The organism is Propioniciclava soli, from assembly GCF_038502305.1.
Taxonomy (GTDB): Bacteria; Actinomycetota; Actinomycetes; order Propionibacteriales; family Propionibacteriaceae; genus Propioniciclava; species Propioniciclava soli.
The window spans coordinates 724,027-744,696 of the sequence record NZ_CP115965.1; the positions used below are offsets into that span (position 1 = coordinate 724,027).

Annotated in this window: 19 protein-coding genes and 1 tRNA gene; 15 read left to right on the forward strand and 5 right to left on the reverse strand. The window is 71.9% G+C overall.

All coding sequences use genetic code 11. The features are described from left to right. Positions 1–165 precede the first annotated feature (165 nt). On the reverse strand, positions 166–1,638 hold the full coding sequence (locus PCC79_RS03235; protein WP_342372986.1) for a mannitol dehydrogenase family protein: 1,473 nt from the start codon (positions 1,636–1,638) through the stop codon (positions 166–168). 117 nt (positions 1,639–1,755) lie between these two features. After that, positions 1,756–2,553: a YsnF/AvaK domain-containing protein gene (locus PCC79_RS03240; protein WP_342372987.1), complete on the reverse strand. Its 798-nt coding sequence runs from the start codon at positions 2,551–2,553 to the stop codon at positions 1,756–1,758. A 313-nt stretch (positions 2,554–2,866) separates the two neighbouring features. On the opposite strand from PCC79_RS03240, the gene glmU reads away from it, so the two are divergent. From glmU to pth, 4 genes are all read left to right on the forward strand, one after another. Next, on the forward strand, positions 2,867–4,315 hold the full coding sequence (gene glmU, locus PCC79_RS03245) for a bifunctional UDP-N-acetylglucosamine diphosphorylase/glucosamine-1-phosphate N-acetyltransferase GlmU (RefSeq protein ID WP_342372988.1): 1,449 nt from the start codon (positions 2,867–2,869) through the stop codon (positions 4,313–4,315). Positions 4,316–4,318: 3 nt separating this feature from the next. Further along, positions 4,319–5,299, forward strand: a complete 981-nt coding sequence (locus PCC79_RS03250) for a ribose-phosphate diphosphokinase (RefSeq protein WP_332836195.1) — start codon at positions 4,319–4,321, stop codon at positions 5,297–5,299. 320 nt (positions 5,300–5,619) lie between these two features. Beyond that, positions 5,620–6,324, forward strand: coding sequence for a 50S ribosomal protein L25/general stress protein Ctc (locus PCC79_RS03255; RefSeq protein ID WP_342372989.1), 705 nt, complete (start codon positions 5,620–5,622; stop codon positions 6,322–6,324). Between the two features lie 3 nt (positions 6,325–6,327). Continuing rightward, positions 6,328–6,927 (forward strand): aminoacyl-tRNA hydrolase, encoded by a 600-nt coding sequence (gene pth / locus PCC79_RS03260; protein ID WP_342372990.1) that lies wholly within the window; start codon positions 6,328–6,330, stop codon positions 6,925–6,927. A gap of 90 nt (positions 6,928–7,017) precedes the next feature. Here pth and PCC79_RS03265 read toward each other — a convergent pair whose 3' ends face one another. After that, complete coding sequence (locus tag PCC79_RS03265) at positions 7,018–8,472, reverse strand: HNH endonuclease signature motif containing protein (protein ID WP_342372991.1); 1,455 nt, start codon at positions 8,470–8,472, stop codon at positions 7,018–7,020. A 168-nt stretch (positions 8,473–8,640) separates the two neighbouring features. On the opposite strand from PCC79_RS03265, the gene PCC79_RS03270 reads away from it, so the two are divergent. The 11 genes from PCC79_RS03270 (at position 8,641) to PCC79_RS03320 (ending at position 18,463) form a co-directional block, all read left to right on the forward strand. After that, complete coding sequence (locus PCC79_RS03270) at positions 8,641–9,159, forward strand: hypothetical protein (protein WP_342372992.1); 519 nt, start codon at positions 8,641–8,643, stop codon at positions 9,157–9,159. A gap of 54 nt (positions 9,160–9,213) precedes the next feature. Beyond that, positions 9,214–12,699 carry a transcription-repair coupling factor gene (gene mfd / locus PCC79_RS03275; protein WP_342372993.1) on the forward strand — a complete coding sequence of 1,162 codons (3,486 nt, stop codon included), beginning with the start codon at positions 9,214–9,216 and terminating at the stop codon, positions 12,697–12,699. Positions 12,700–12,719: 20 nt separating this feature from the next. Next, the gene (locus PCC79_RS03280) at positions 12,720–13,157 is read left to right on the forward strand and encodes a YidH family protein (RefSeq protein ID WP_232549593.1); all 438 of its coding nucleotides are present in this window, start codon (positions 12,720–12,722) and stop codon (positions 13,155–13,157) included. Between the two features lies 1 nt (position 13,158). Next, the gene (locus tag PCC79_RS03285) at positions 13,159–13,503 is read left to right on the forward strand and encodes a DUF202 domain-containing protein (RefSeq protein ID WP_342372994.1); all 345 of its coding nucleotides are present in this window, start codon (positions 13,159–13,161) and stop codon (positions 13,501–13,503) included. Positions 13,504–13,537: 34 nt separating this feature from the next. Continuing rightward, complete coding sequence (locus PCC79_RS03290; RefSeq protein WP_232549595.1) at positions 13,538–14,086, forward strand: hypothetical protein; 549 nt, start codon at positions 13,538–13,540, stop codon at positions 14,084–14,086. A 44-nt stretch (positions 14,087–14,130) separates the two neighbouring features. Further along, positions 14,131–14,712, forward strand: a complete 582-nt coding sequence (locus tag PCC79_RS03295; RefSeq protein WP_342373587.1) for a MazG family protein — start codon at positions 14,131–14,133, stop codon at positions 14,710–14,712. Between the two features lie 69 nt (positions 14,713–14,781). Then, positions 14,782–16,062, forward strand: a complete 1,281-nt coding sequence (gene eno / locus PCC79_RS03300) for a phosphopyruvate hydratase (protein ID WP_342372995.1) — start codon at positions 14,782–14,784, stop codon at positions 16,060–16,062. A gap of 154 nt (positions 16,063–16,216) precedes the next feature. Then, positions 16,217–16,864, forward strand: a complete 648-nt coding sequence (locus tag PCC79_RS03305) for an FtsB family cell division protein (RefSeq protein WP_232549597.1) — start codon at positions 16,217–16,219, stop codon at positions 16,862–16,864. Between the two features lie 60 nt (positions 16,865–16,924). Then, positions 16,925–17,428: a DUF501 domain-containing protein gene (locus PCC79_RS03310; RefSeq protein WP_232549598.1), complete on the forward strand. Its 504-nt coding sequence runs from the start codon at positions 16,925–16,927 to the stop codon at positions 17,426–17,428. Then, positions 17,425–18,345 carry a Ppx/GppA phosphatase family protein gene (locus PCC79_RS03315; protein ID WP_232549599.1) on the forward strand — a complete coding sequence of 307 codons (921 nt, stop codon included), beginning with the start codon at positions 17,425–17,427 and terminating at the stop codon, positions 18,343–18,345. The genes PCC79_RS03310 and PCC79_RS03315 overlap by 4 nt, the downstream gene beginning before the upstream one ends. Before the next feature lie 45 nt (positions 18,346–18,390). After that, positions 18,391–18,463 (forward strand) — tRNA-Leu (locus PCC79_RS03320). Between the two features lie 52 nt (positions 18,464–18,515). On the opposite strand, the gene PCC79_RS03325 is transcribed toward PCC79_RS03320, so the two are convergent. Continuing rightward, positions 18,516–19,535: an NAD(P)H-dependent flavin oxidoreductase gene (locus PCC79_RS03325; protein ID WP_232549600.1), complete on the reverse strand. Its 1,020-nt coding sequence runs from the start codon at positions 19,533–19,535 to the stop codon at positions 18,516–18,518. A gap of 60 nt (positions 19,536–19,595) precedes the next feature. Then, positions 19,596–20,438: a PhzF family phenazine biosynthesis protein gene (locus tag PCC79_RS03330; protein WP_342372996.1), complete on the reverse strand. Its 843-nt coding sequence runs from the start codon at positions 20,436–20,438 to the stop codon at positions 19,596–19,598. Positions 20,439–20,670 lie beyond the last annotated feature (232 nt).

Below are 20,670 nucleotides of genomic sequence, written 5' to 3' on the forward strand. Positions count from 1 at the left end.
TAAGGGGGGCGCGGAGCGGGCGGACGCCGGCCTGGTACCTGTCCGACGGCTTGCGAGGACATCTGCTCCGGGCTCCGCGTCGTCGACCGTCGCAGCGGGCTCCGCGGTGACCACGCTCGTCGGTTCTCGTGCCGGCTTCGATGAGCCTGAAGCGCCAGGAGTTTGTCACTGGCGGGCCGCCAGCGCGTCCGCCGCTGCGGCGCGGACGCCGCCGGTGACGATGATCTGGGCCAGGTCGGCGACGCGCTCGACGAAGGCGCCGTGGGCGACCAGGTCGTCAGGCAGGGAGGCCTCGGCGATGGCGCGTGCGTGGGACGCCACGTTCGTCGCGCCCTGAGCGACGGCCCGCAGAGCGTCGGCCTTGGGCTCGATCATGGCCGCGGCGACGGGTCCGGGGTCGAAACCGGCGGGCGGGCAGACGCAGCAGATCCACCCCGCGACGGTGAGCGCCAGCTGGTGGGGCATGCGTCCTCGGTCCAGGGCCGCCACCGCCGGGATCGGCACGCGCTGGACGAGCTTCGTCGAGCCGTCGGAGCCCACGCGGGCCGTCTTGTCGCCGAGCACGGTGTTGCTCCAGCGGGCGAAGAGTTGCTGCACGTAGGCGTCCGCGTCGAAGCCGGTCGGCTGGTCGATCGACGGCAGGTATTCCTGCATCAGACAGGCGCGGACGCAGTCTTCGATGAACGGCTGCTGACGCGATGCCGGGATGGTGTCGCGCCGGTACAGCCCGCCGAGATAGGCGATGAGGGAATGTCCGCCGTTGAGCAGGCGCAGCTTGACCTGCTCGTACTTCTCGACCTCGTCGGTGAAGATGACGCCGGCGGCCTCCCAGCGGGGGCGTCCTGCCCGGAAGTCGTCCTCGATGACCCACTGGGAGAACTTCTCGGCCGGAACGGGGCTGGCGTCCTCGACCCCCAGCACCCGAGCCGCAGTCGCACTCGTCTCGTCGGTCGGGGCGGGCACGATGCGGTCCACCATCGCGTTGGGGAACGACACCGAATCACCCAGCCAGCCCAGGAAGTCCTCCGACGCCTCCGCCTCCTGTGCGAATTGCGTCACGGCCGCCCGGGTGGTGTGGCCGGCCGCGAGGAGGTTGTCGCAGGAGAGGACGCTGATGGGCGCGCCGTTCTCGGCGTGGCGGCGCATGAGGCCGAACGCCAGTTGCCCCAACGGCGACGCCGGCGCGCGGGAGGCGAGGTCGCTCGCGACGTCGGCCGCGGCCAGGTCGAGCAGCCCGGTGCGCGGATCGAGGTGGTAGCCCGTCTCCGATATGGTCAGCGTGATGATCTTGTGGGCCGGGTCGGCCGCGGCGGCGAGAATGTCGGGCCCGTCCTCGGCCGCCACGAGCAGGCGGCGGTGGACGTCCACCACGCCCACCTCTTCAGCAGCGGGGTCGAGGGTGACGACGCTGTAGAGGAAGTCCTGCTCCTGCAGCGCGGTGGTGACCCTGCGTGAGCGGTTCGCGATGCCCAGGATGCCCCACTCACCGGGCTCGGCCGCCAGCGCCAGCGCCGTGTTCACGGCGGCGTGGGCGCGGTGGAAGTTGCCGAGGCCGAAGTGGACGATGCCTGTTTGCTGCGGGGCGCTCGCACCGATGAGGTGGGCCTGCGGGAGATTGGCACGGGACAGGCGTGTCATGGGCGGTTGCTCCTTGAACGGGTGCGGGCAGCGTAGCGGCTGGGCGCCGGGAAGCGGGGGACGGCAACGGCCGGCGTCCACCAGGGACGCCGGCCGTTGCCGGTGCGAGCGGGTCGTTCAGCGACGGTCGTCGCGCACGGTGCCCTCGGCGCCGTCAACTTCGATGTGCTCCTTGGCGACGGTGTCGGTGACGGTCTGGTTCTCGGTGACCGTCTCCTTGCCGATGCTGACTTCCTCAACCGCCACGGTCTCCTTGGAGACGACCGGGCGCTCCTCGCGCAAGATCACCTCCTCGACGACCTCGGTGGCGTTCGGGTCGATGGTGCCCGCGCTGGCGGTCCCGTCGACGGCGTTGCGCTCCACGACCAGGCGCTCCTTGGTCACCGGGACGGTGATGGTCTGCTCCTCGGTGGTCGTGTACTTGCGCAGACGGGCGCGGCCGGCCTCGGTGGTCTCGGTGCCCACGTTGAGGCGCTCCTCGGACGCGGTCATCGACTGGGTGTCGACGTCGCGGTCGCGGACGTCACGATCGGCGACGACGTCACGGTCGGCGACGACGTCACGGTCGTTCACGGTGCCAGCCACGGGGGCCGTGGTGCGGTCGCCGCGGACGCCCTCGTAGTAGCGGTAGAGCTCCGCCTCCTCCGACTCGGAGATGTGGCCATCGGCGTCAACGCGCGGGGCGTCCTTGATGATGTCCTTGGAGTGAGCCAGCACGAGGTCATCGCCGTCCCAGCGGTGTCCCTCAAGCGGAGCGAAGCTCTGCGAGGTGCCGAAGAAACCGGTGTTGAGGGTGACCCACGTGGGCTCACCGGTCGCGTCGTCGAGGTAGACCTGGCCGACGGAGCCGATCTTGTCACCCGAGGGATCGAAGGCGGTCGCCTCGGAGAGGCGGGCGAGCGTTGCGTCGTTCATGATGTCCTTTCGGTATCGGAACCAAGGTTCTTACGAAGGTAAGGCAACCTTGTGCAATCGACCCTACTAGGTGGACGCAAGGTTGCGCACATCAAGGGTGACAGGCTGGTGGCGAAAACGTGAACGCTGGCATTTGCACCCCCACAAGCCCTGGCACCCCCTGTCGTCGGTCGCCCGGGCGTCGCGGCCCGCATCGTTACCAGAGGTGGGTGATGCCGACCGCCGAGGAGAGGCCCCCGTCGGTGTCCCCTTCGGTAGGCTTCGGCGAGACCCGCCGGCGTCGACCGGCGCACCGCAACGCACGAGGAGTGTCATGACCGAGCAGGTGAGTGGGCAGGTGGCGGCGGTCGTCATCCTGGCGGCGGGAGCTGGGACGCGCATGAGGTCCACGAGGTCAAAGCTGCTCCACGCCGTCGCGGGTCAGTCGCTGCTCAGCCACGCCGTGGACGCCGCGGACGCCCTCGCGCCCCAGCGGCTCGTGGTGGTGGTCGGCCATGAGCGCGAACAGGTCGCCGCCCACCTCGCCGAGATCGCCCCCCATGCGCTGACCGCGGTGCAGGAGCAACAGCGGGGCACGGGTGACGCCGTGCGGTGCGGTCTGGCCGCACTCGAGGCGTCCGAAGGTGAGGTGGTCGTGACCATGGGTGACGTTCCGCTGCTCACCGGTGAAACCTTGGCCGAACTGGTCTCCCAGCACCGCGCCACGGGTGACGCCGTCACGATCCTGTCCTCCGAGCTGGACGACCCCACGGGGTACGGACGCATCGTGCGGGACGACGACGGTGATCAGGTGGCCGCCATCGTCGAGCAGCGCGACTGCACCCCCGAGCAGGCGACGATCCGCGAGATCAACGCCGGCATCTACGTGTTCGACGGGCCCGTGCTGCGCGACGGGCTGGCCTCCCTGACGGCCGACAACGATCAGGGTGAGCTGTACCTCACCGATGTGGTGCGCTTCGCCCGGTCCGCGGGGCGGGGCGTCCACAGCCACGTGTTGGAGGACCGCTGGCAGACCGAGGGCGTGAACGATCGCGTCCAGTTGGCCGCGCTCAACCGCGAGTACAACCGCCGCATCGTGGAAGAGTGGCAGCGGGCGGGCGTGACGGTGGTGGACCCGGCCACGACGTGGATCCACGCGAGCGTCGACCTCGGCACCGACGTGACGCTGCTGCCCGGCACGAGCCTCGAGGGGGCCACGACCATCGCCGCGGGCGCGACGATCGGGCCCGACACCACGCTCACCGACGTCGAGGTGGGGGAGGGGGCCACGGTGATCCGGACCCACGGCTCGCTCGCCGTCATCGGCGATGGCGCGACGGTCGGCCCCTATTCCTTCCTGCGGCCGGGGACGCAGCTCGGCGTCCGCGGCAAGATCGGAGCCTTCGTCGAGACGAAGAACGCCGTGATCGGCGACGGCGCGAAGGTGCCGCACCTCACCTACTGCGGCGACGCGGAGGTGGGGGAGGGCGCCAACATCGGCGCCGGCACCATCTTCGCGAACTACGACGGGGTCTCGAAGTCGACCACGGTGATCGGGCGGCACAGCTTCGTCGGCAGCAACAGCGTGCTCGTCGCACCCGTCACCGTGGCGGACGGCAGTTACGTCGCCGCGGGTTCGGCGCTCACCGACGACGTCGATCCCGGACAGTTGGCCATCGCCCGGGCCCGGCAGCGTAATATTCCGGGCTGGGTGGAAACCCGGCGCGGCGACACCCGGACGTGGCAGGCTGCGCGCGAGGCGATCAACAACGAAGGGGCCTGACGAGTGACGGGCATCAAGCGACAGTCCGAGAAGCACCTCATCCTCGCCTCGGGGCGGGCCTACCCGGAACTGGCCGAGGAGGTGGCGTCCCTGGTCGGGGTCGAGCTCGTTCCCACGCGCTCCCTCACCTACGCCAACTCCGAGATCTACGTGCGCTTCGAGGAGTCGGTTCGCGGCGCCGACGCCTTCGTCATCCAGAGCCACTGCGCGCCCGTCAACGAGTGGCTCATGGAGCAACTCATCATGGTGGACGCCCTCAAGCGCGCCTCCGCGAAGCGCATCACGGTGGTCGCGCCCTTCTACCCCTACGGGCGGCAGGACAAGAAGCACGCCGGACGCGAACCCATCTCGGCCCGCCTGATCGCCGACCTGTTCAAGACCGCCGGCGCCGACCGTCTCATGTCGATCGACCTGCACGCCTCGCAGATCCAGGGCTTCTTCGACGGACCCGTGGACCATTTGGTCGGGCTCCCCGTGCTCGTCAACTACATCACCGAGCACTACTCGCTCGAGGACCTCACCGTCGTGAGTCCGGACGCCGGCCGCGTCCGCCTGGCCGACCAGTTCACCGACCACCTCGGCGCGCCCCTGGCGATCATCCACAAGCGCCGCGACCCGAACAAGGCCAACGAGGTGGCCGTGGGCGAGGTCGTCGGCGACGTGGAGGGCCGCGTCTGCCTGCTGGTGGACGACATGATCGACACCGCCGGCACCATCTGTGCCGCCGCCCAGACGCTGATCGACCACGGCGCCAAGACCGTGATCGCCGCCGCCACGCACCCCATCCTCTCCGGCCCGGCCGCCCAGCGGCTCAACGAGTCGGCGTTCGAGGAGATCATCGTGACGAACACGCTGCCGATCTCGGAGGAACTCAACATCCCCAAGCTCACTGTGTTGTCCGTCGCTCCGCTCATCGCCGAGGCGATCAAGCAGATCTTCGAGGACGGCTCCGTGGCCAGCCTGTTCGACGGGTCGTTCCACTGAGCTGAGTTCGGAACTGGGAATGGGGCTGGACGGGAACTGGGCCGGGCTCACTCGGGCCGGGCTCAATCTGGCAGGGCTCAGCCAGGGCGGAGAACGGCTCGCTGTGCAAACAGACGCTGGCGGTCGAACTCCGGTTGGGGGCTCAAACTCCACCTCCGAAACCGGAGTTTGACGCCCAAGTGTGAGTGTCGGCGCCGCACGGGGTAGGATGCTCGGGTTGCTTGGCGAGGGGACGCGGTCCCGTGATCGACAAGGCGTGGGCCCGATGGCCCGCCCTCCCTTGCCGGGCTCGTCGTTCCACGCAAGGTTGAGGAGAAACCATGGCCAACAACGAGATCAAGCTCGCCGCCGAGGCGCGCAACGAGTTCGGCAAGGGTGCCGCGCGCCGCATTCGCCGCGCCGCCAAGGTGCCTGCCGTCATCTACGGGCACGGCACCGATCCGGTCCACATCACGCTGCCGGGTCACGAGACCCTGCTCGCTCTGCGCACCGCCAACGCGCTGCTGTCCATCAGCATCGACGGCGCCGCGGACCAGCTGGCCCTGCCCAAGCAGGTGCAGCGCGACCCGATTCGCGGCTTCATCGAGCACGTCGACCTCGTCGTCGTGCGCCGCGGTGAGAAGGTGACCGTCGACATCCCGATCGTCGTCACCGGTGCTGACAAGGAGGACCGCATCCTCGTGCTCGACCAGCAGAGCATTTCGCTCGAGGTCGAGGCCACGAACATCCCGTCCGAGATCGCGATCGACGTCTCCGCATTTGAGATCGGCGACAGCCTCTCCGCGGGTCAGCTCGAGCTGCCGCAGGGCGCCGTGTTCCACGGCGAGGCCGACGACCTCATCCTCTCGATCGCAGCGGCGCCCACCGCGGACCAGGTCGCCGCCGAGCTGGACGCCGCCGTGGCGGACGCCACCGACGAGGAGAAGGTCGCCGCGCAGGAGGAGGCCGCCGCCACGGCGTCCACCGAGGAAGAGGCCGAGCAGAACGAGGCCGACGCCGAGGCCGCCGAGGGCGACGCGGAGTAAGCATTGTCCACCTGGCTCGTGGTCGGGCTCGGGAACCCGGGCCCGACCTACGCGTTCACGCGGCACAACGTCGGCTTCATGGTGGTCGACGAGCTGGCCGCGCGGGCGCGCTCGTCCTTCACCTCCCCGCGCGGCATGCGCGGGGAGGTGGCCGAGACACGCCTCGCCGCCTCCGGGCTGGGGGGTGTCGGCGCGGACGCCCAGCGGGTCGTGCTGCTCAAGCCGCGCACCTTCATGAATGACTCCGGGATCGCCGTGGCGAAGGTTTGCGCGTTCTTCAAGATTGCTCCGGATCATGTCATCGCCGTCCATGACGAGCTCGACCTCGACTTCGGGCAGCTCCGCCTGAAGTCCGGTGGCGGGGACAACGGGCACAACGGACTGAAGTCGCTCCGCGCCCACCTCGGCACCGGTGACTACCCGCGCGTCCGCTACGGCATCGGACGGCCCCCCGGTCGTCAGGACCCCGCGGCCTACGTGCTCGCGCCGATCCCCACCTCGCTCCGCGAGGACTATGAGGTCGAGACGTCCCGCGTCGCGGACGCCGTGGAGACCCTGATGCTCTCCGGGCTCGCCGACGCGCAGAATCGCTTCAACTCCTGAACCGGCCCGCGGGGCCGGTCGACGGCAGCGCTGAGGGGCATCACTGACCCGGCAGCTGTCGCTCTGTTCGATGGCCATGACCGAGACGTCTCAGGTCCGGTACCGATGGTGCTGCTGCACGACGCGCTTGCCGTTTGAACGAACCGGGCTGTGGAACACGGGGTGACCGCGCCCGTCGAAGTCGATGAGCCAGTTGCGCTCGTCGGGGAGGTTGGGGTTGGGCTCCACCAAGTGGTGGTGGTGCGGGCACACCAGGACGCCGTCGGCCACATCGGTTCTGCCGGATCGCCACCAGGGATCGAGGCCGTGGTGTGCCTCACAGTCCGAGGGCGGCCGGTCGCACCCCGGGAACGAACAACCCCGGTCCCGCACGGCCAACACCACCCGCTGCGCCGGCGTGAACAGCCGCTGGGAACGCCCCAGGTCCAGCGGGAGCGACTCCCCATCCAGCACCAGCGGGAGGAGACCGGCACTGCAGGCGAGGTGACGCACCTGCGCCGCTGTGACCAGCTCGTCCGATTCCACCAGGGACGCAGCCCCGAGGGCAGCGCGCAGGGCGTCGTGGTCGAGGGTGACCACCACGCGCGTGTGGTCCCCACCCTTCACGGGGCCGCCGGCGCAACCGGCGTGATGGGTCAAGCAGAGCATGAGGCTGTCGGCCAGCGCTTGGCCGGGGGTGGTCTCGACACCCATGGCGGCGTCCGCGCAGCGCTGCCCGCTGGCCAGCGCCGCGAGATGCTGCTTGAACAGCTCGCCGTTGACCGCGTCGAGCTTGCCCCAGAAGCGGAGCCCCCCGTCCTCGGGGTCGGTCTTCCACCCCACATGACGGTTCCTGTGCTGGGATCGTTCTGCCCGCTCGAGACTGGCGCGATCGTGCTCCGCCACGACCTCGGGTGCCACGACCGCCACGGCGTGGTGGACCAGCCTGCGCAACGCGGGCGGGTTGAATTCATCCGCCAACTGCACCAGGTGCTCGGCGACGGCCTCCACCTGGCTTCGATCGAGCCGGTCAGGCAGGTGCTCCAGGCCGGTGGCGATGGCGGCGGCCTGCTCCGTGGAGATGCGCCCCGCGCGCAGGGCGTCTCCGACAGGTGCGTGGTCGTCCAGCAGGCCGGCCAGGCGGACGTCCGCGCGGGCCTGCCGCGCTGAGTGCGTCGTTCCCGCGGCGAGCCAGGACGCCGTGGGCACGCTGTGGGTACGAAGGGTGAGCTGGCGCCGCTCCGCCTCGGCGACCAGCCCCAGCCACCGGCCGCGCAGCGCCGACGCGGCGGCGCCGACCGCGGACAGCTCGGCCAGGAGGACCTCGTCGGGCAGCGACCACGGCGCCGGCTCGGCTGCCCCCGCCAGGCCTGTGACCCGGCCCGGCTGTCGGTCGTCCGTGGTCGCCAGCGTCTCCTGGTCGGAGCGCGCGAAGAGATCGGCGACGGCCCCGAACCAGTCCGACTCCAGGACCGCGGGCGCCGACGCATCCACCATGCCCCACCACTCAGGTTCGGGCAGGTCGGTCACGGGCCGCACCCCCCGTGTCGCCGCGATGGTCGTCATGGCTCCAGTATAGAACAAGTAATCGAAAAATGGAAGGGAGCTGTCGACCTCCCTCACGCGGTGTCGGCCAGACGCCCAGCGCTGGGGTGAGAAGGGCCTTCCCCTGGCCGGAGCACACAGTTACTCTGACGCCACCCCCGCGTCACCCCCCCGCGACAGGAGCGCCGCATGCCTTCCATCACTGACTGGATCACCGCTGTCACCGCGATCCTCGCGCTTCTCGCAGCGACCTGGGCCGGTCGAACAGCCGGTCGGCTCTACCGCATCGAGAGTGGCAGGGATGCTGCCGCGGCCCGGCGGGCCGAGCGGGAGCAAGCGAGCGCTGTGAACGCGTGGTGCGTCGTGACGAACGCTGAGGATGACCGCCGAGACGGGTTGTTGGTCAGCAACGCGTCCGATTCCCCGGTGTACAACGTCCAGGTTGTCGCGAGGGATCGACGGGGGAGCGAGCAGTTCCCGCTCACCCTCTTCGTGCTACCGCCGGGAAACTACGTCGCGCTGGAGGAGCATGTCTACCACTGGACGTTCCCCCAGGCCGCTGCAGATGTCAAAGGTGCCATTCGGCCGGTGACGAAACACGAGACGTGGCGGGTGATCCGTCTCAGCTTCACGGATGCGCACGGCATCGCCTGGGTGCGCGACGATCACGGTCGCCTCACTTCGGGAAAGGAGGCGCAGCGGCGCTGAGCCCGGCCCTCCTGGGCAGGTCAAGGCTTCGGTGTGGCGCCCTACACTGTTGCGGTGGATCTTTCCGAGCTGATCGAGCTCGTCGCGTCCGAACCCACCCTGGCTGACCTGGTGGACGTCGCGCGCGCGGGGGCCGAGCCGACGGGCGACGTGACGTGTCCGGAACCGGTGCGCCCCCTGGTGGCGGCGGCGTTGGCGCGGGACGCGCGGCGTCCGCTGCTGGTGGTCACGTCGACGTACCGCGAGGCTGAGGCGGCCACGGATGCGCTCCGTTCGTTGCTCGGGCCAGACGACGTCGCCTACTTCCCCGCCTGGGAGACGCTGCCCCACGAGCGCCTCTCGCCGCGCTCCGACACCGTGGGCCGGCGCCTGGCCGTCCTGCGCCGGTTCGCTGGCACGTCGGAGCTGCCGCCGCCGCGCGTGACCGTCGCGCCCGTCCGGGCGGTGCTGCAGCCCCAGGTCGCGGGGCTGGGCAAACTGCGTCCGGTTCGCCTGGCCGTGGGTGAGGACCACGACGTGGACGCCGTCGCGCAGGCCCTCGTGGACGCCGCCTATGTGCGCGTCGACCTCGTCGAACGCCGGGGCGAGTTCGCCGTGCGTGGCGGCATCGTCGACGTGTTTCCCCCCACCGAGGAGCACCCGCTGCGGGTCGACTTCTTCGGCGACACCGTCGAGGAGATCCACCCGTTCGCCGTGGCCGACCAGCGCAGTGACGACGAGCAGCGCCGCGAGGTCGTCGCCTCGCCGTGCCGCGAGCTGCTGCTGGACGACGCCGTCCGCGCCCGCGCGGGCGAGCATGCCGCCAACCTCGCCATTCCGCAGCAGTTGCGCGAGCTGTTCGAGCGCATCAGCGAGGGGCACGCCGTCGACGGCATGGAGGCACTGGCCCCCGCGCTCGTCGACCGCATGGAGCTGCTCGTCGATGTGGTCGACCCCGCCACCCTCGTGCTGGTCAGCGACCCCGAGAAGGTGCGCACCCGCGCGGCAGAACTGCACGAGACGTCGCAGGAATTCCTCGCGGCGAGCTGGTCGGCGGCCGCGGCCGGCGGCAAGGCGCCCATCGACCTCGGGGCCTCGGCCTACCGACAGCTCGGCGACGTCCGGTCGGACGCCCTGGCTGGCGGCCTGGGCTGGTGGACCCTGTCGGCGTTCGCCGACGACCCGGACAGCAGCCGCGTCCCCGGCACGGTCAACGAGCCGTTCCGCGGTGACGTGGAGGCGGCGGTGGACGCCATCGCCGCGGCGGCGGCGTCCGGGCAGCGGGTGGTGCTGGTGGCGGACACCCCGGGGCGCGCGTCCCGGATGAACGACATCCTCGCTGAGCACGACCTCGCGGGGAAGGTGGAGGTGATCGAGGCCGAACTCGGCCGCGGCTTCACCCTCGAGGCGCTGAACCTGTGGGTGGTGACGAGCGCCGACCTGTCGGGGCAGAAGGGCGTGGAGAAGGCCGCCCGGCAGATGCCGGCGCGGCGCAAGAACACGATCGACCCGCTCGAGCTCACGGCGGGCGACCACGTCGTCCACGACGCCCACGGGGTGGGGCGCTACGTCGAGATGGTGCAGCGCACGATCGGCGGGGCCACGCGGGAGTACCTGGTCATCGAGTACGCCGCCAGCAAGCGGGGCCAGCCGGCCGACCGGCTGTTCGTGCCCATGGACGCCCTCGACCAGATCACCCGCTACGTCGGTGGCGAGGCCCCGACGCTCGACCGCATGGGCGGGGCGGACTGGAACAAGCGCAAGAGCCGCGCCCGCAAGGCCGTCCGGCAGATCGCTGCGGAACTCATCAAGCTGTACGCCGCGCGGCAGGCGTCCGAGGGCTACGCGTTCGGCCCCGACAGCCCGTGGCAGCGCGAGCTGGAGGACACGTTCTCCTACGTCGAGACGCCCGACCAGATGGCGGCCATCACCGAGGTGAAGGGCGACATGGAGCGCGTCGTGCCCATGGACCGCCTGGTGTGCGGCGACGTCGGCTACGGCAAGACCGAGATCGCCGTCCGCGCCGCGTTCAAGGCCGTGATGGACGGCAAGCAGGTCGCGATCCTCGTGCCCACGACCCTGCTGGTGCAGCAGCACCACGCCACCTTCGCCGACCGGTACGCCGGCTTCCCCGTCACCCTCGGCGCCCTGAGCCGGTTCCAGACCGCCGCGGAGTCCAAGAAGGTGGTGGACGGCCTGGCCGACGGCTCGGTCGACGTCGTCGTGGGCACGCACCGGCTGCTGTCCGACCAGGTCGTGTTCAAGGATCTCGGCCTGGTGATCGTCGACGAGGAGCAGCGCTTCGGCGTCGACCACAAGGAGGCGCTGAAGAAGATGCGCCTCAACGTCGACGTGCTGTCGATGTCGGCCACCCCCATTCCCCGCACCCTGGAGATGGCGGTCACGGGCATCCGGGAGATGAGCGTCATCGCCACGCCGCCGGAGGAGCGTCACCCGGTGCTGACCTTCGCCGGCCCGTGGGAGGAGGGGCAGGTGCGCGCGGCGATCCGGCGCGAGCTGGCCCGCGAGGGGCAGGTGTTCTACATCCACAACCGCGTGCAGACCATCGAGAAGACGGCCGCCCGCATCCGCGAGCTGGTGCCCGAGGCGCGCGTGGCGGTGGCCCACGGCCAGATGAACGAGAACGCCCTCGAGCAGGTGATGGTCAACTTCTGGGAGCGCGAGGCCGACGTCCTGGTCTGCACCACGATCGTGGAGGCAGGCCTGGACATCTCGACGGCCAACACCCTGCTCATCGAGCGCGCCGACCTGCTCGGCCTCTCGCAGTTGCACCAGCTGCGCGGACGCGTCGGCCGCGGCCGGGAGCGGGGGTACGCCTACTTCCTCTACCCGCCGGAGAAGCCGCTCACCGAGACGGCCCACGACCGGCTGGCCACGATGGCCGCCCACACCGACCTGGGGGCGGGCATGGCGATCGCCCTGCGTGACCTCGAGATCCGCGGTGCCGGCAACCTGCTGGGGGAGGAGCAGTCGGGCCACATCGCCGACGTCGGCTTCGACCTGTACCTGCGCCTGGTGGGGGAGGCGGTCGCCGAGTACCGCGGCGAGGACGTCGAACCCGAGCCCGAGATGAAGATCGAGCTGCCCGTCGAGGCCCACCTGCCGGGTGAGTACGTCGAGTCGGAGCGGTTGCGCCTCGAGATGTACAAGCGCCTCGCCGCGGTGCGCTCGGAGGCCGAGCTGGACGCCGTCCGTGAGGAACTGCTCGACCGGTACGGCCCCCTCCCCAAACCCGTCGAGAACCTGCTGGCCGTCGCGCGGTTCCGGCTGCTGTGCCGGGCGGCGGGGCTGAGCGAGGTGCTGAGCGCCGGCACGATGGTGCGGTTCTCCCCGGTCACGCTGCCGGAGAGCCGGGACATGCGTCGGCAGCGGCTCTACCCGGGCTCGCGCGTCAACCGGCAGACCGAGCAGCTGTTCCTGCCGCGTCCGCGGACGGCGCCCGTGGCCGGTCAGCCGCTGGTCGATGCCGACCTGATCGCCTGGGCCACCGAGGCCGTCACGGCGCTGCTCGCCCCCGAGGTCGCGGCCAGCCGCGCGTAGGCAGCGCTAGGGTCGCGGGTGTGACCGACTCCACGCACAGCGACGAGGACGCGCCCCAGCCGGCTTCGGAGCCATCGCCCGAGACCACCGGACGCGGCTGGCTCACGCGCCGGCTGTTCCCCGACGGCGCGGAGCCCGACCCCCGCTTCACCCTGGCGAACGAGCGCACGTTCCTCGCCTGGATGCGGACGTCGCTGGCCCTGCTGGGCGCGGGGGTGGCGTTGGAGGCGTTCGCCGCGGACGTGTTCCCGCACCTCATCCGGCACCTCGCCGCGCTGGTGCTCGTGGGCACGGCGCTGGTCGCGTCGCTGTCCGCCACGTACCGCTGGCACCGCGTCGAGACGGCGATGCGGCGGGGGCGTCCGCTGCCGGCCCCGTCCTTGGCGCTGTTGCTGGCCGTGGGGTTGACGCTGACGTCCTTCGTGCTGCTCGGCCTCGTGCTGGGCGCCGGGGCCTGACGTGACGGGCCGCGCCACCGCCGCGCCGCGGCACGACGACCCGGGGCTCCAGCCCGAACGCACGACGCTGGCGTGGACGCGGACCACGCTGTCGTTGCTGGTGGTGGGGGTGTTGATGGTGCGGCTGCTCGCGCTCGCGCACGTGCCGGTGGCGCCGGCGGTGGTGGGCGTGGTGGTCATCATCGTGATCGTGCTGCGGGACCAGTCGCTGCGCCATGCCAAGGCCGTGCGCGGGCTGGTGCACGCGGGCATGCCGACGGCGCCGACCTCGGTGCTCGCGGTGGGTGGGGGAACGGCGCTGCTCGCCCTCGGGGTGCTGGCCGCGTTGGTGTGGGCCGCCCGGTAGGATCGCCAGCGACAACCAACCCAGGAGGATCGCCATGTCGCCCCTCGCCCGCGCCCGCCGCGGCTCCACCCGCCTCACGCACGGCCTCGTCGCCGCCGGCGCGTTCGCCGCGCTCACGCTGACCGGCTGCGCCCCGTCCGCGGCCAATGCCGCCGTCGTCGAGGGGGTGCGCATCCCCGATGTGGCGGTGCGCGAGGCGACCCCGGTGGTGGCGGCGATCCTGCAACGGGACGCGGCGGTGGCCTCCCGGCAGGCCGTGTTCGACCTGACGGTCGGCGAGGCGTCCGCGATCATCGCTGATCGCAACGAGGTGGACGTCACGGACGCCGAGCTCAGCGCCGTGCTGAGCCAGAGCCCGCGCTACGCCGCCGCCGCGCAGACCGAGGAGGGGCGGGACTGGGTGCACAGCGTCGCCCGCGCCTTCGTGGTGATGGACAAGGTGGGGCGGGAGGAGTTCCTCGCCGAACTGGGCGACATGGACATCGAGATCAACCCCCGCTACGGCACCTGGGACGGCACGCGTTTCACCCTCGCCGACGCCAGCCTGGCGCGGGTGGCACCCTCGGCGCAGGTTCCGGGCTGACCGGTTCGGCCGTGTCGGACGCCTTCGCCCGCCTCGTGGCGGTGATGCACACGCTGCGGGAGCGGTGCGGGTGGGACGCCGAACAGACGCACCGTTCGCTGGTGACGCACCTGGTGGAGGAAACCGCCGAGGTCGTGGAGGCCGTCGAGGCGGGCGACGACGCGCTGTTGCGTGAGGAGTTGGGTGACCTGCTGCTCCAGGTGGTGTTCCACGCGGAGATCGCGGCCGAGGAGGGCCGGTTCGCCATCGACGACGTGGCCGACGGCATCGCCGACAAGCTGGTGCGGCGCCACCCCTACGTGTTCGCCGATGCGGCCGCGCCGGAGGATTTGATGGGCTCCTGGGAGGAGCGCAAGCGCGCCGAGAAGGGCCGGACCTCGGCCCTGGACGGCATCCCGGGGCCCCTGGACCCCCTGGCCCGGGCGGGCAAGGTCGTGGCCAGGGCCCGCCACCACCGCGTCGAGGTCGAGTTGCCCGCCGAGCCCGTGGATGCCGACGAGGTCGGCCAGGCCGTGCTGACGCTGGTGGCCCGCGCCCAGGCGTCCGGGGTGGACGCCGACCAGGCGGTGCGGGCGGCCGTCCGGGAGCTCGAGCAGAGCATCCGGGCAGCTGAGGCGTCCGCCTGATTCGGCCAACCGGACGCCGCAATCACCGGTAGGCTGGACGCGTCCTGCACACGTTGAAAGTGAGAAACTGTGGCAAGCATCGAGATCGTCAACGCCCGCGAGATCCTGGACTCCCGCGGCAACCCCACCGTCGAGGTGGAGGTTCTCCTCGACGACGACTCCCAGGGTCGTGCGGCCGTTCCGTCCGGCGCCTCCACCGGCGCCTTCGAGGCCGTCGAGCTGCGCGACGGTGACAAGTCGCGCTACGGCGGCAAGGGCGTCCTGAAGGCCGTCGAGAACGTCAACGAATCCATCGCCGAAGAGGTCATCGGCTTCGACGCCACCGACCAGCGCGAGATCGACGCCGCCATGCTGGAGCTGGACGGCACCCCGAACAAGGCCAAGCTGGGCGCCAACGCCATCCTCGGCGTGTCGCTCGCCGTGGCGCACGCCGCGGCCGAGTCGGCCAACCTGCCGCTGTTCCGCTACCTCGGTGGCCCGAACGCGCACGTGCTGCCCGTCCCGATGATGAACATCCTCAACGGTGGCTCCCACGCCGACTCCAACGTCGACGTGCAGGAGTTCATGATCGCCCCCATCGGCGCGCCGAGCTTCGTCGAGGCCGTCCAGATGGGCGCCTCGGTGTACCACGCGCTCAAGAAGGTGCTGCACGACCGCGGCCTGGCCACCGGCCTGGGCGACGAGGGTGGCTTCGCGCCGAACCTCGACAGCAACGCCGAGGCCCTCGACCTGATCGTCGAGGCGATCAAGGCGGCCGGCCTCAAGCCGGGCACCGACATCGCGCTGGCGCTCGACGTCGCCGCGTCGGAGTTCCACGACAACGGCTCGTACAACTTCGAGGGCGCCAAGAAGAGCTCCGACGAGATGATCGCCATCTACGCGGAATGGATCGCCAAGTACCCGCTGGTCTCCATCGAGGATCCGCTGGACGAGGAGGACTGGGACGGCTGGAAGAAGTTCACCCAGGAGCTGGGCGAGAAGATCCAGATCGTGGGCGACGACCTGTTCGTCACCAACCCCGAGCGCCTGCAGCGCGGCATCGACACCGCCACCGCCAACGCGCTGCTCGTCAAGGTCAACCAGATCGGCTCGCTCACCGAGACGCTGGACGCCGTCGAGCTTGCCCACCGCAGCGGCTACCGCTGCATGATGTCGCACCGCTCCGGTGAGACCGAGGACGTCACGATCGCCGACCTGGCCGTCGCCACCAACTGCGGCCAGATCAAGACCGGTGCCCCGGCCCGCTCCGAGCGCGTCGCGAAGTACAACCAGCTCATCCGCATCGAGGAGACCCTCGAGGATGCCGCGGTGTACGCCGGCAGGTCCGCGTTCCCGCGCTTCAAGGGCTGATCCGGCAGATCAACCACCGAGGCGGCCGGTCCCTGTGGGGGCCGGCCGTTTCGTGCGTCCGGCTCCACGTCCGGCGTCTGGGCGAGTGTCGCGCCCTCACCGGACGCCGGCGTCCGCCTACGCTGGAGGGCGCAACCGGTGAGAGGGGGGATCCATGGCGCGCGACGCACGACCGGCCCGTCGGCCGGCGGGCCCCGGCCGCGGATCGAAGCGACCCGGTGCCCCCGGACGCCGCCTGTTCGGCGCCACCGCCGCGCCGCAGGCCAGTTCCCCGACGCCGCCCGCCACCACCGGGACGCCCCGCGCAGGCCGGGCCGCCACCGCGCTGGCCGCCACCCGGCGGTTCGGCCGCGCGGTGCGTCCGAAGGGGCAATGGCACGTGACGCGGCGCGCGCTGGTGCTGTTCGCCGTCCTCGTCGTGCTGGGCCTGTCGTTCGCCGGCTCGCTGCGCGTCTACCTCGTCCAGTCGAGCCAGCTGGCGATCGCCCGGGAGCAGATCGTTCAGCGCGAGGCTGCCGTCGACGACCTGACCGCGCGGTTGGGGCGCTGGGAGGATCCGGCCCACGTCGTCGCCCAGGCCCGCGAGCGGCTCGGGTGGGTCATGCCCGGCGAGGTGGGCTACCGCGTGATCGACACCGACGGGGAGGTGCTGACCGGCGGCGTCGAGATCCAGGGCGTGGAAGGTGGCACGTCGCACGGGCTGGAGGCGCGGTGGTGGGACCATCTGGCCGGCTCCATCGCCGCGGCCGACGCTGCCGAGCCCACGCTCGTCGAGGCCCCTGCGGCCGAGCCGTCGCGCTGACCGGGCTGCGCGGGCCGTCCCCCGAGGCCGGGCTGGGCGGCCAGCGGCTACGCTGATGCGGTGCCACCCTACGAGCCTGCCTCCGCCGACGATGTCGCCGTCCTGGCGGCCCAGCTCGGACGCGCCCCGCGCGGCATCGCCGGCATCGCGTGGCGCTGCCCCTGCGGCAAGCCCGGCGTGGTGGCCACGGAGCCCCGGCTGAGCGACGGCACGCCGTTCCCCACCACGTACTACCTCACCTGCCCGCGCGCGGTCGCCGGCTGCTCCACCCTGGAGGCACAAGGGGTGATGGCACAGATGACGGCCCGGCTCGCCGAGGACGCCTCCCTGGCGGAGGGCCACGCCCGCGCCCACGAGGCCTACCTGGCCGATCGGGCCGCGCTCGGTGACGTGCCGGAGATCGCCGGCACCAGCGCCGGCGGCATGCCGACGCGGGTGAAGTGCCTGCACGTGTTGGTGGGCCATGCGCTGGCCGCCGGCCGCGGCGTGAATCCGCTCGGCGACGAGGCGCTGGACGCCCTCGGCGCGTTCTGGACCAACCCCTGTTTGGAGGATCCTGCATGACCACCCCCGACCGTGTCGCAGCCATCGACTGCGGCACGAACTCCGTCCGGCTGCTCGCGGCGCAGGCGTCCGACGGCGGGTTCACCGAGCTCGCCCGCGACCTGCGGCTGACCCGTCTGGGCCAGGGCGTGGACGCCACCGGGGAGTTCCACCCGGACGCCCTCGCCCGCACCTTCGCCGCCTGTGACGACTACGCGGCCCAGCTGCGCGGATTGGGCGTCGAGCGGCTCCGGTTCGTGGCCACCTCCGCCGCGCGGGACGCAGGCAACCGCGACGCCTTCTTCGACGGGGTGGCCGAGCGCCTCGGCGTGACGCCGGAGGTCATCTCGGGTGAGGAGGAGGCGTCGTTGTCGTTCACCGGCGCGTTGACGGCCCTGCCGGACGCCGACGCGCCCGCCCTCGTCATGGACATCGGCGGCGGTTCCACCGAACTCGTCCTGGGCGGCGCCGAGGGCATCGCCGCCGCCACGTCGCTGGACATGGGGTCGGTGCGCCTCCGGGAGCGCTTCCTGCCCGGTGACCCGCCGAGCGGTGACGAGATCACCGAGGCCATCGACTACTGCGACGACCTGCTGGACGCCAGCGGCATCGACTTCGCGGCAGCGCGCACCTGGTTCGGGGTCGGTGGCACGGCCACGTCGTTGTCCGCCCTGGCCCAGGAGCTGCCCGCCTACGACCGCGCGCGCGTCCACGGCTCGGTCGTGTCGCGTGCCGACCTCGACGGGCTGGCCGGACGTCTGCTCACCACCCCGGTCGCCGACGTGCTCGGGCTCCCGACGATGCAGCCCGGCCGCGCCGACGTGATCTGTGCCGGGGCGTTGATCTGCTCGCGCGTCGGGCAGCGCGTCGGCGTCCACCTCACCGTGAGCGAGGCCGACATCCTCGACGGCCTCGTCCTGGGCCTCCTGCGCGGCTGAGGGCGCCCGCAGTCGCGGTGCGTCAGTGACAGACTGGGCGCGCAGGCCCCCGTAGCCCAAGGGCAGAGGCAGGCGGCTTAAACCCGCCCGAGTGCGGGTTCGAATCCCGCCGGGGGCACCCCAGGCCCAGGCCCAGGCCCAGGCTCAGGCCCGGGTGCGGGGTGACAGGGTCAGACCCCGCCGCTGAGATGGCGAATGACGTCGGCGGCCGGGCCGGTGGGGGCGTTGCGCCACCCCGTCCCTGCCCACAGGTGCAGCCGGTCGGCGTCGCCGGCGTCGGCCGCGGCCCGGCGCAGTGCCCGGGTGAGGTGGTGGACGGCCGGGTAGCCACCCGGCCCCTCGGGGTGCCGGTCGGTGAACCCGTTGCGCAGCGCCCGGGCCGGCCGACCCGTGAACGCCCGGGTGAGCACCGTCTCGGTGAAGGCAGGATCGCCCAGTGCCCGCTTGTGCGTCGCCGAGGTCCCCGCCTCGTCGGTGCGCAGCAGCAGGGTTCCGACGGCGACGGCCTCCGCGCCGGCGTCCAGCAACGCGCGGACGGCGTCCGGCCCGTCGACGCCGCCGGCGGCGACCACCGGAAGATCCCCGTGGGCGAGCACCTGAGTGACGAGGGCCGCGGTGGGCTGCGGCGGGGGGACGCGGGTGGGGTCGAAGGTGGCGCAGTGCCCACCCGCGGCCGGCCCCTGCACCACGAGGCCGTCCACGCCGGCGTCCCGGGCCAGCCGCGCCTCCCCCGGGGTGGTGACACTCGCCAGCACCCGGGTCCCCACCCGCTGCAGCGCCGCGATGTCGGCCGGATCGGGGAGGCCGAACGTCAGCGACACGACCGGGACCGGCTCGGCGAGCAGCAGCGCAAGCTTCTCGCCCCACCGGTCGTCATCGGCGAACGGCGTCGGGTCGAGCTCCAGGCCGTACGCCTCCGCCTCGGCCCCCAGCTCGTCGGCGTAGGTGGCGAAGGCGGCCTCGTCCACCGGATCGTCGGCGGGGACGAACAGGTTGACGCCGAACCCGGCGCCCAGCGGGCGGAGCTGGTCGATCTCCGCAGCCAGGGCCTCGGGCGACTTGTATCCGCCCGCGAGAAACCCGAAGGCCCCGGCGGAGGCGACGGCGTGGGCGAGCGCGACGGTGGAGGGGCCGCCGGCCATCGGCGCGGCGACGATCGGCAGCCGTGAGTCCAGGAGCGGCGGGGTCATGGGGTCCTTCTCTTCCGGGTCGGTGGCGGATGGGTGGTCGCGGGCGTGGGGTCGCCGTCGTCAGAGGAGGGCGGTCCCGCGGAACAGCGTCGTGGTCGCGCCGCCGACCCAGACGTCACCGTCGGCGTCCGGGGTGATCGTGATGTCCCCGGCCCGGCCGAGCCGGGCGCCCTGGGTGACGCGGTAGGGGCCGCGGACCTCGCCGGTGCCGACGAGCCACTGGCCCACCGAGGCGTTCATCGACCCGCACACCGGATCCTCGGCCACCCCGACGCCCGGGGCGAAGGTGCGCATCTCGAAGGCGTGCGCGGAGCCCTCCGGGTGGGCGCCGATCGCGCCGACCATCGCATCCGGGATGAGCGACAGATCGGGGTCGAGGTCGAGCACCTCCTGCGCGGTTGCCAGCCGCACGACCGCCCAGCCGGGGCCGTTGTCCACCCACTGGTGGGCGAGCACCTGGTCGGCGCGGACGCCGAGCGCAGCGACGATCCGTGCCAGGTCGGCGGCGTCCAGCTCGCCGCTGCGCAGGGTGGGCGGCGCGGCGAAGGACACGATGCCCCCCTCGCGTCGAATCCGCACCAAACCGGCCGGCACCTCCTGCACGATCGTGTGGGCGTCGCGGGGGGTGCCCCCGTGCTCCAGCCAGGCGTGCGCCGAGCCGAGGGTGGGGTGCCCGGCGAAGGGCAGCTCCCCGCCGGGGGTGAAGATGCGCAGCCGGTAGTCGGCGGCGTCCGTGGTGGCGGGGAGCACGAACGTGGTCTCGGAGAGGTTCGTCCACCGGGCGACCGCCTGCAGCGCGTCCTCGGACAGGCCCTCGGCGTCGAGAACGACCGCGACCGGATTGCCGCGATACGGCTGGGCGGAGAACACGTCGACCTGGGCGAACGGGCGCGGACGAGGCATGGTGGCTGGACCTTTCGGCGGGGTGCGGAACACCGCTGGGGCAAGGATAGGGGCCCGCCGCAGGGCGGTGGTGGGAGTGGCGACGGTGCATGGGGACCCCCGGGGGGATGCCCCGGAGCGTGGAGAGCAGATCGTGCGCGTGACGAGCGGTGCGGTGGACTGCTGCCCCAGGTCGAGGGGAAGCCGGGGACGACGGGGTTGGGTCCCGGAGTGGAATGCCGGGGGTCTGGGT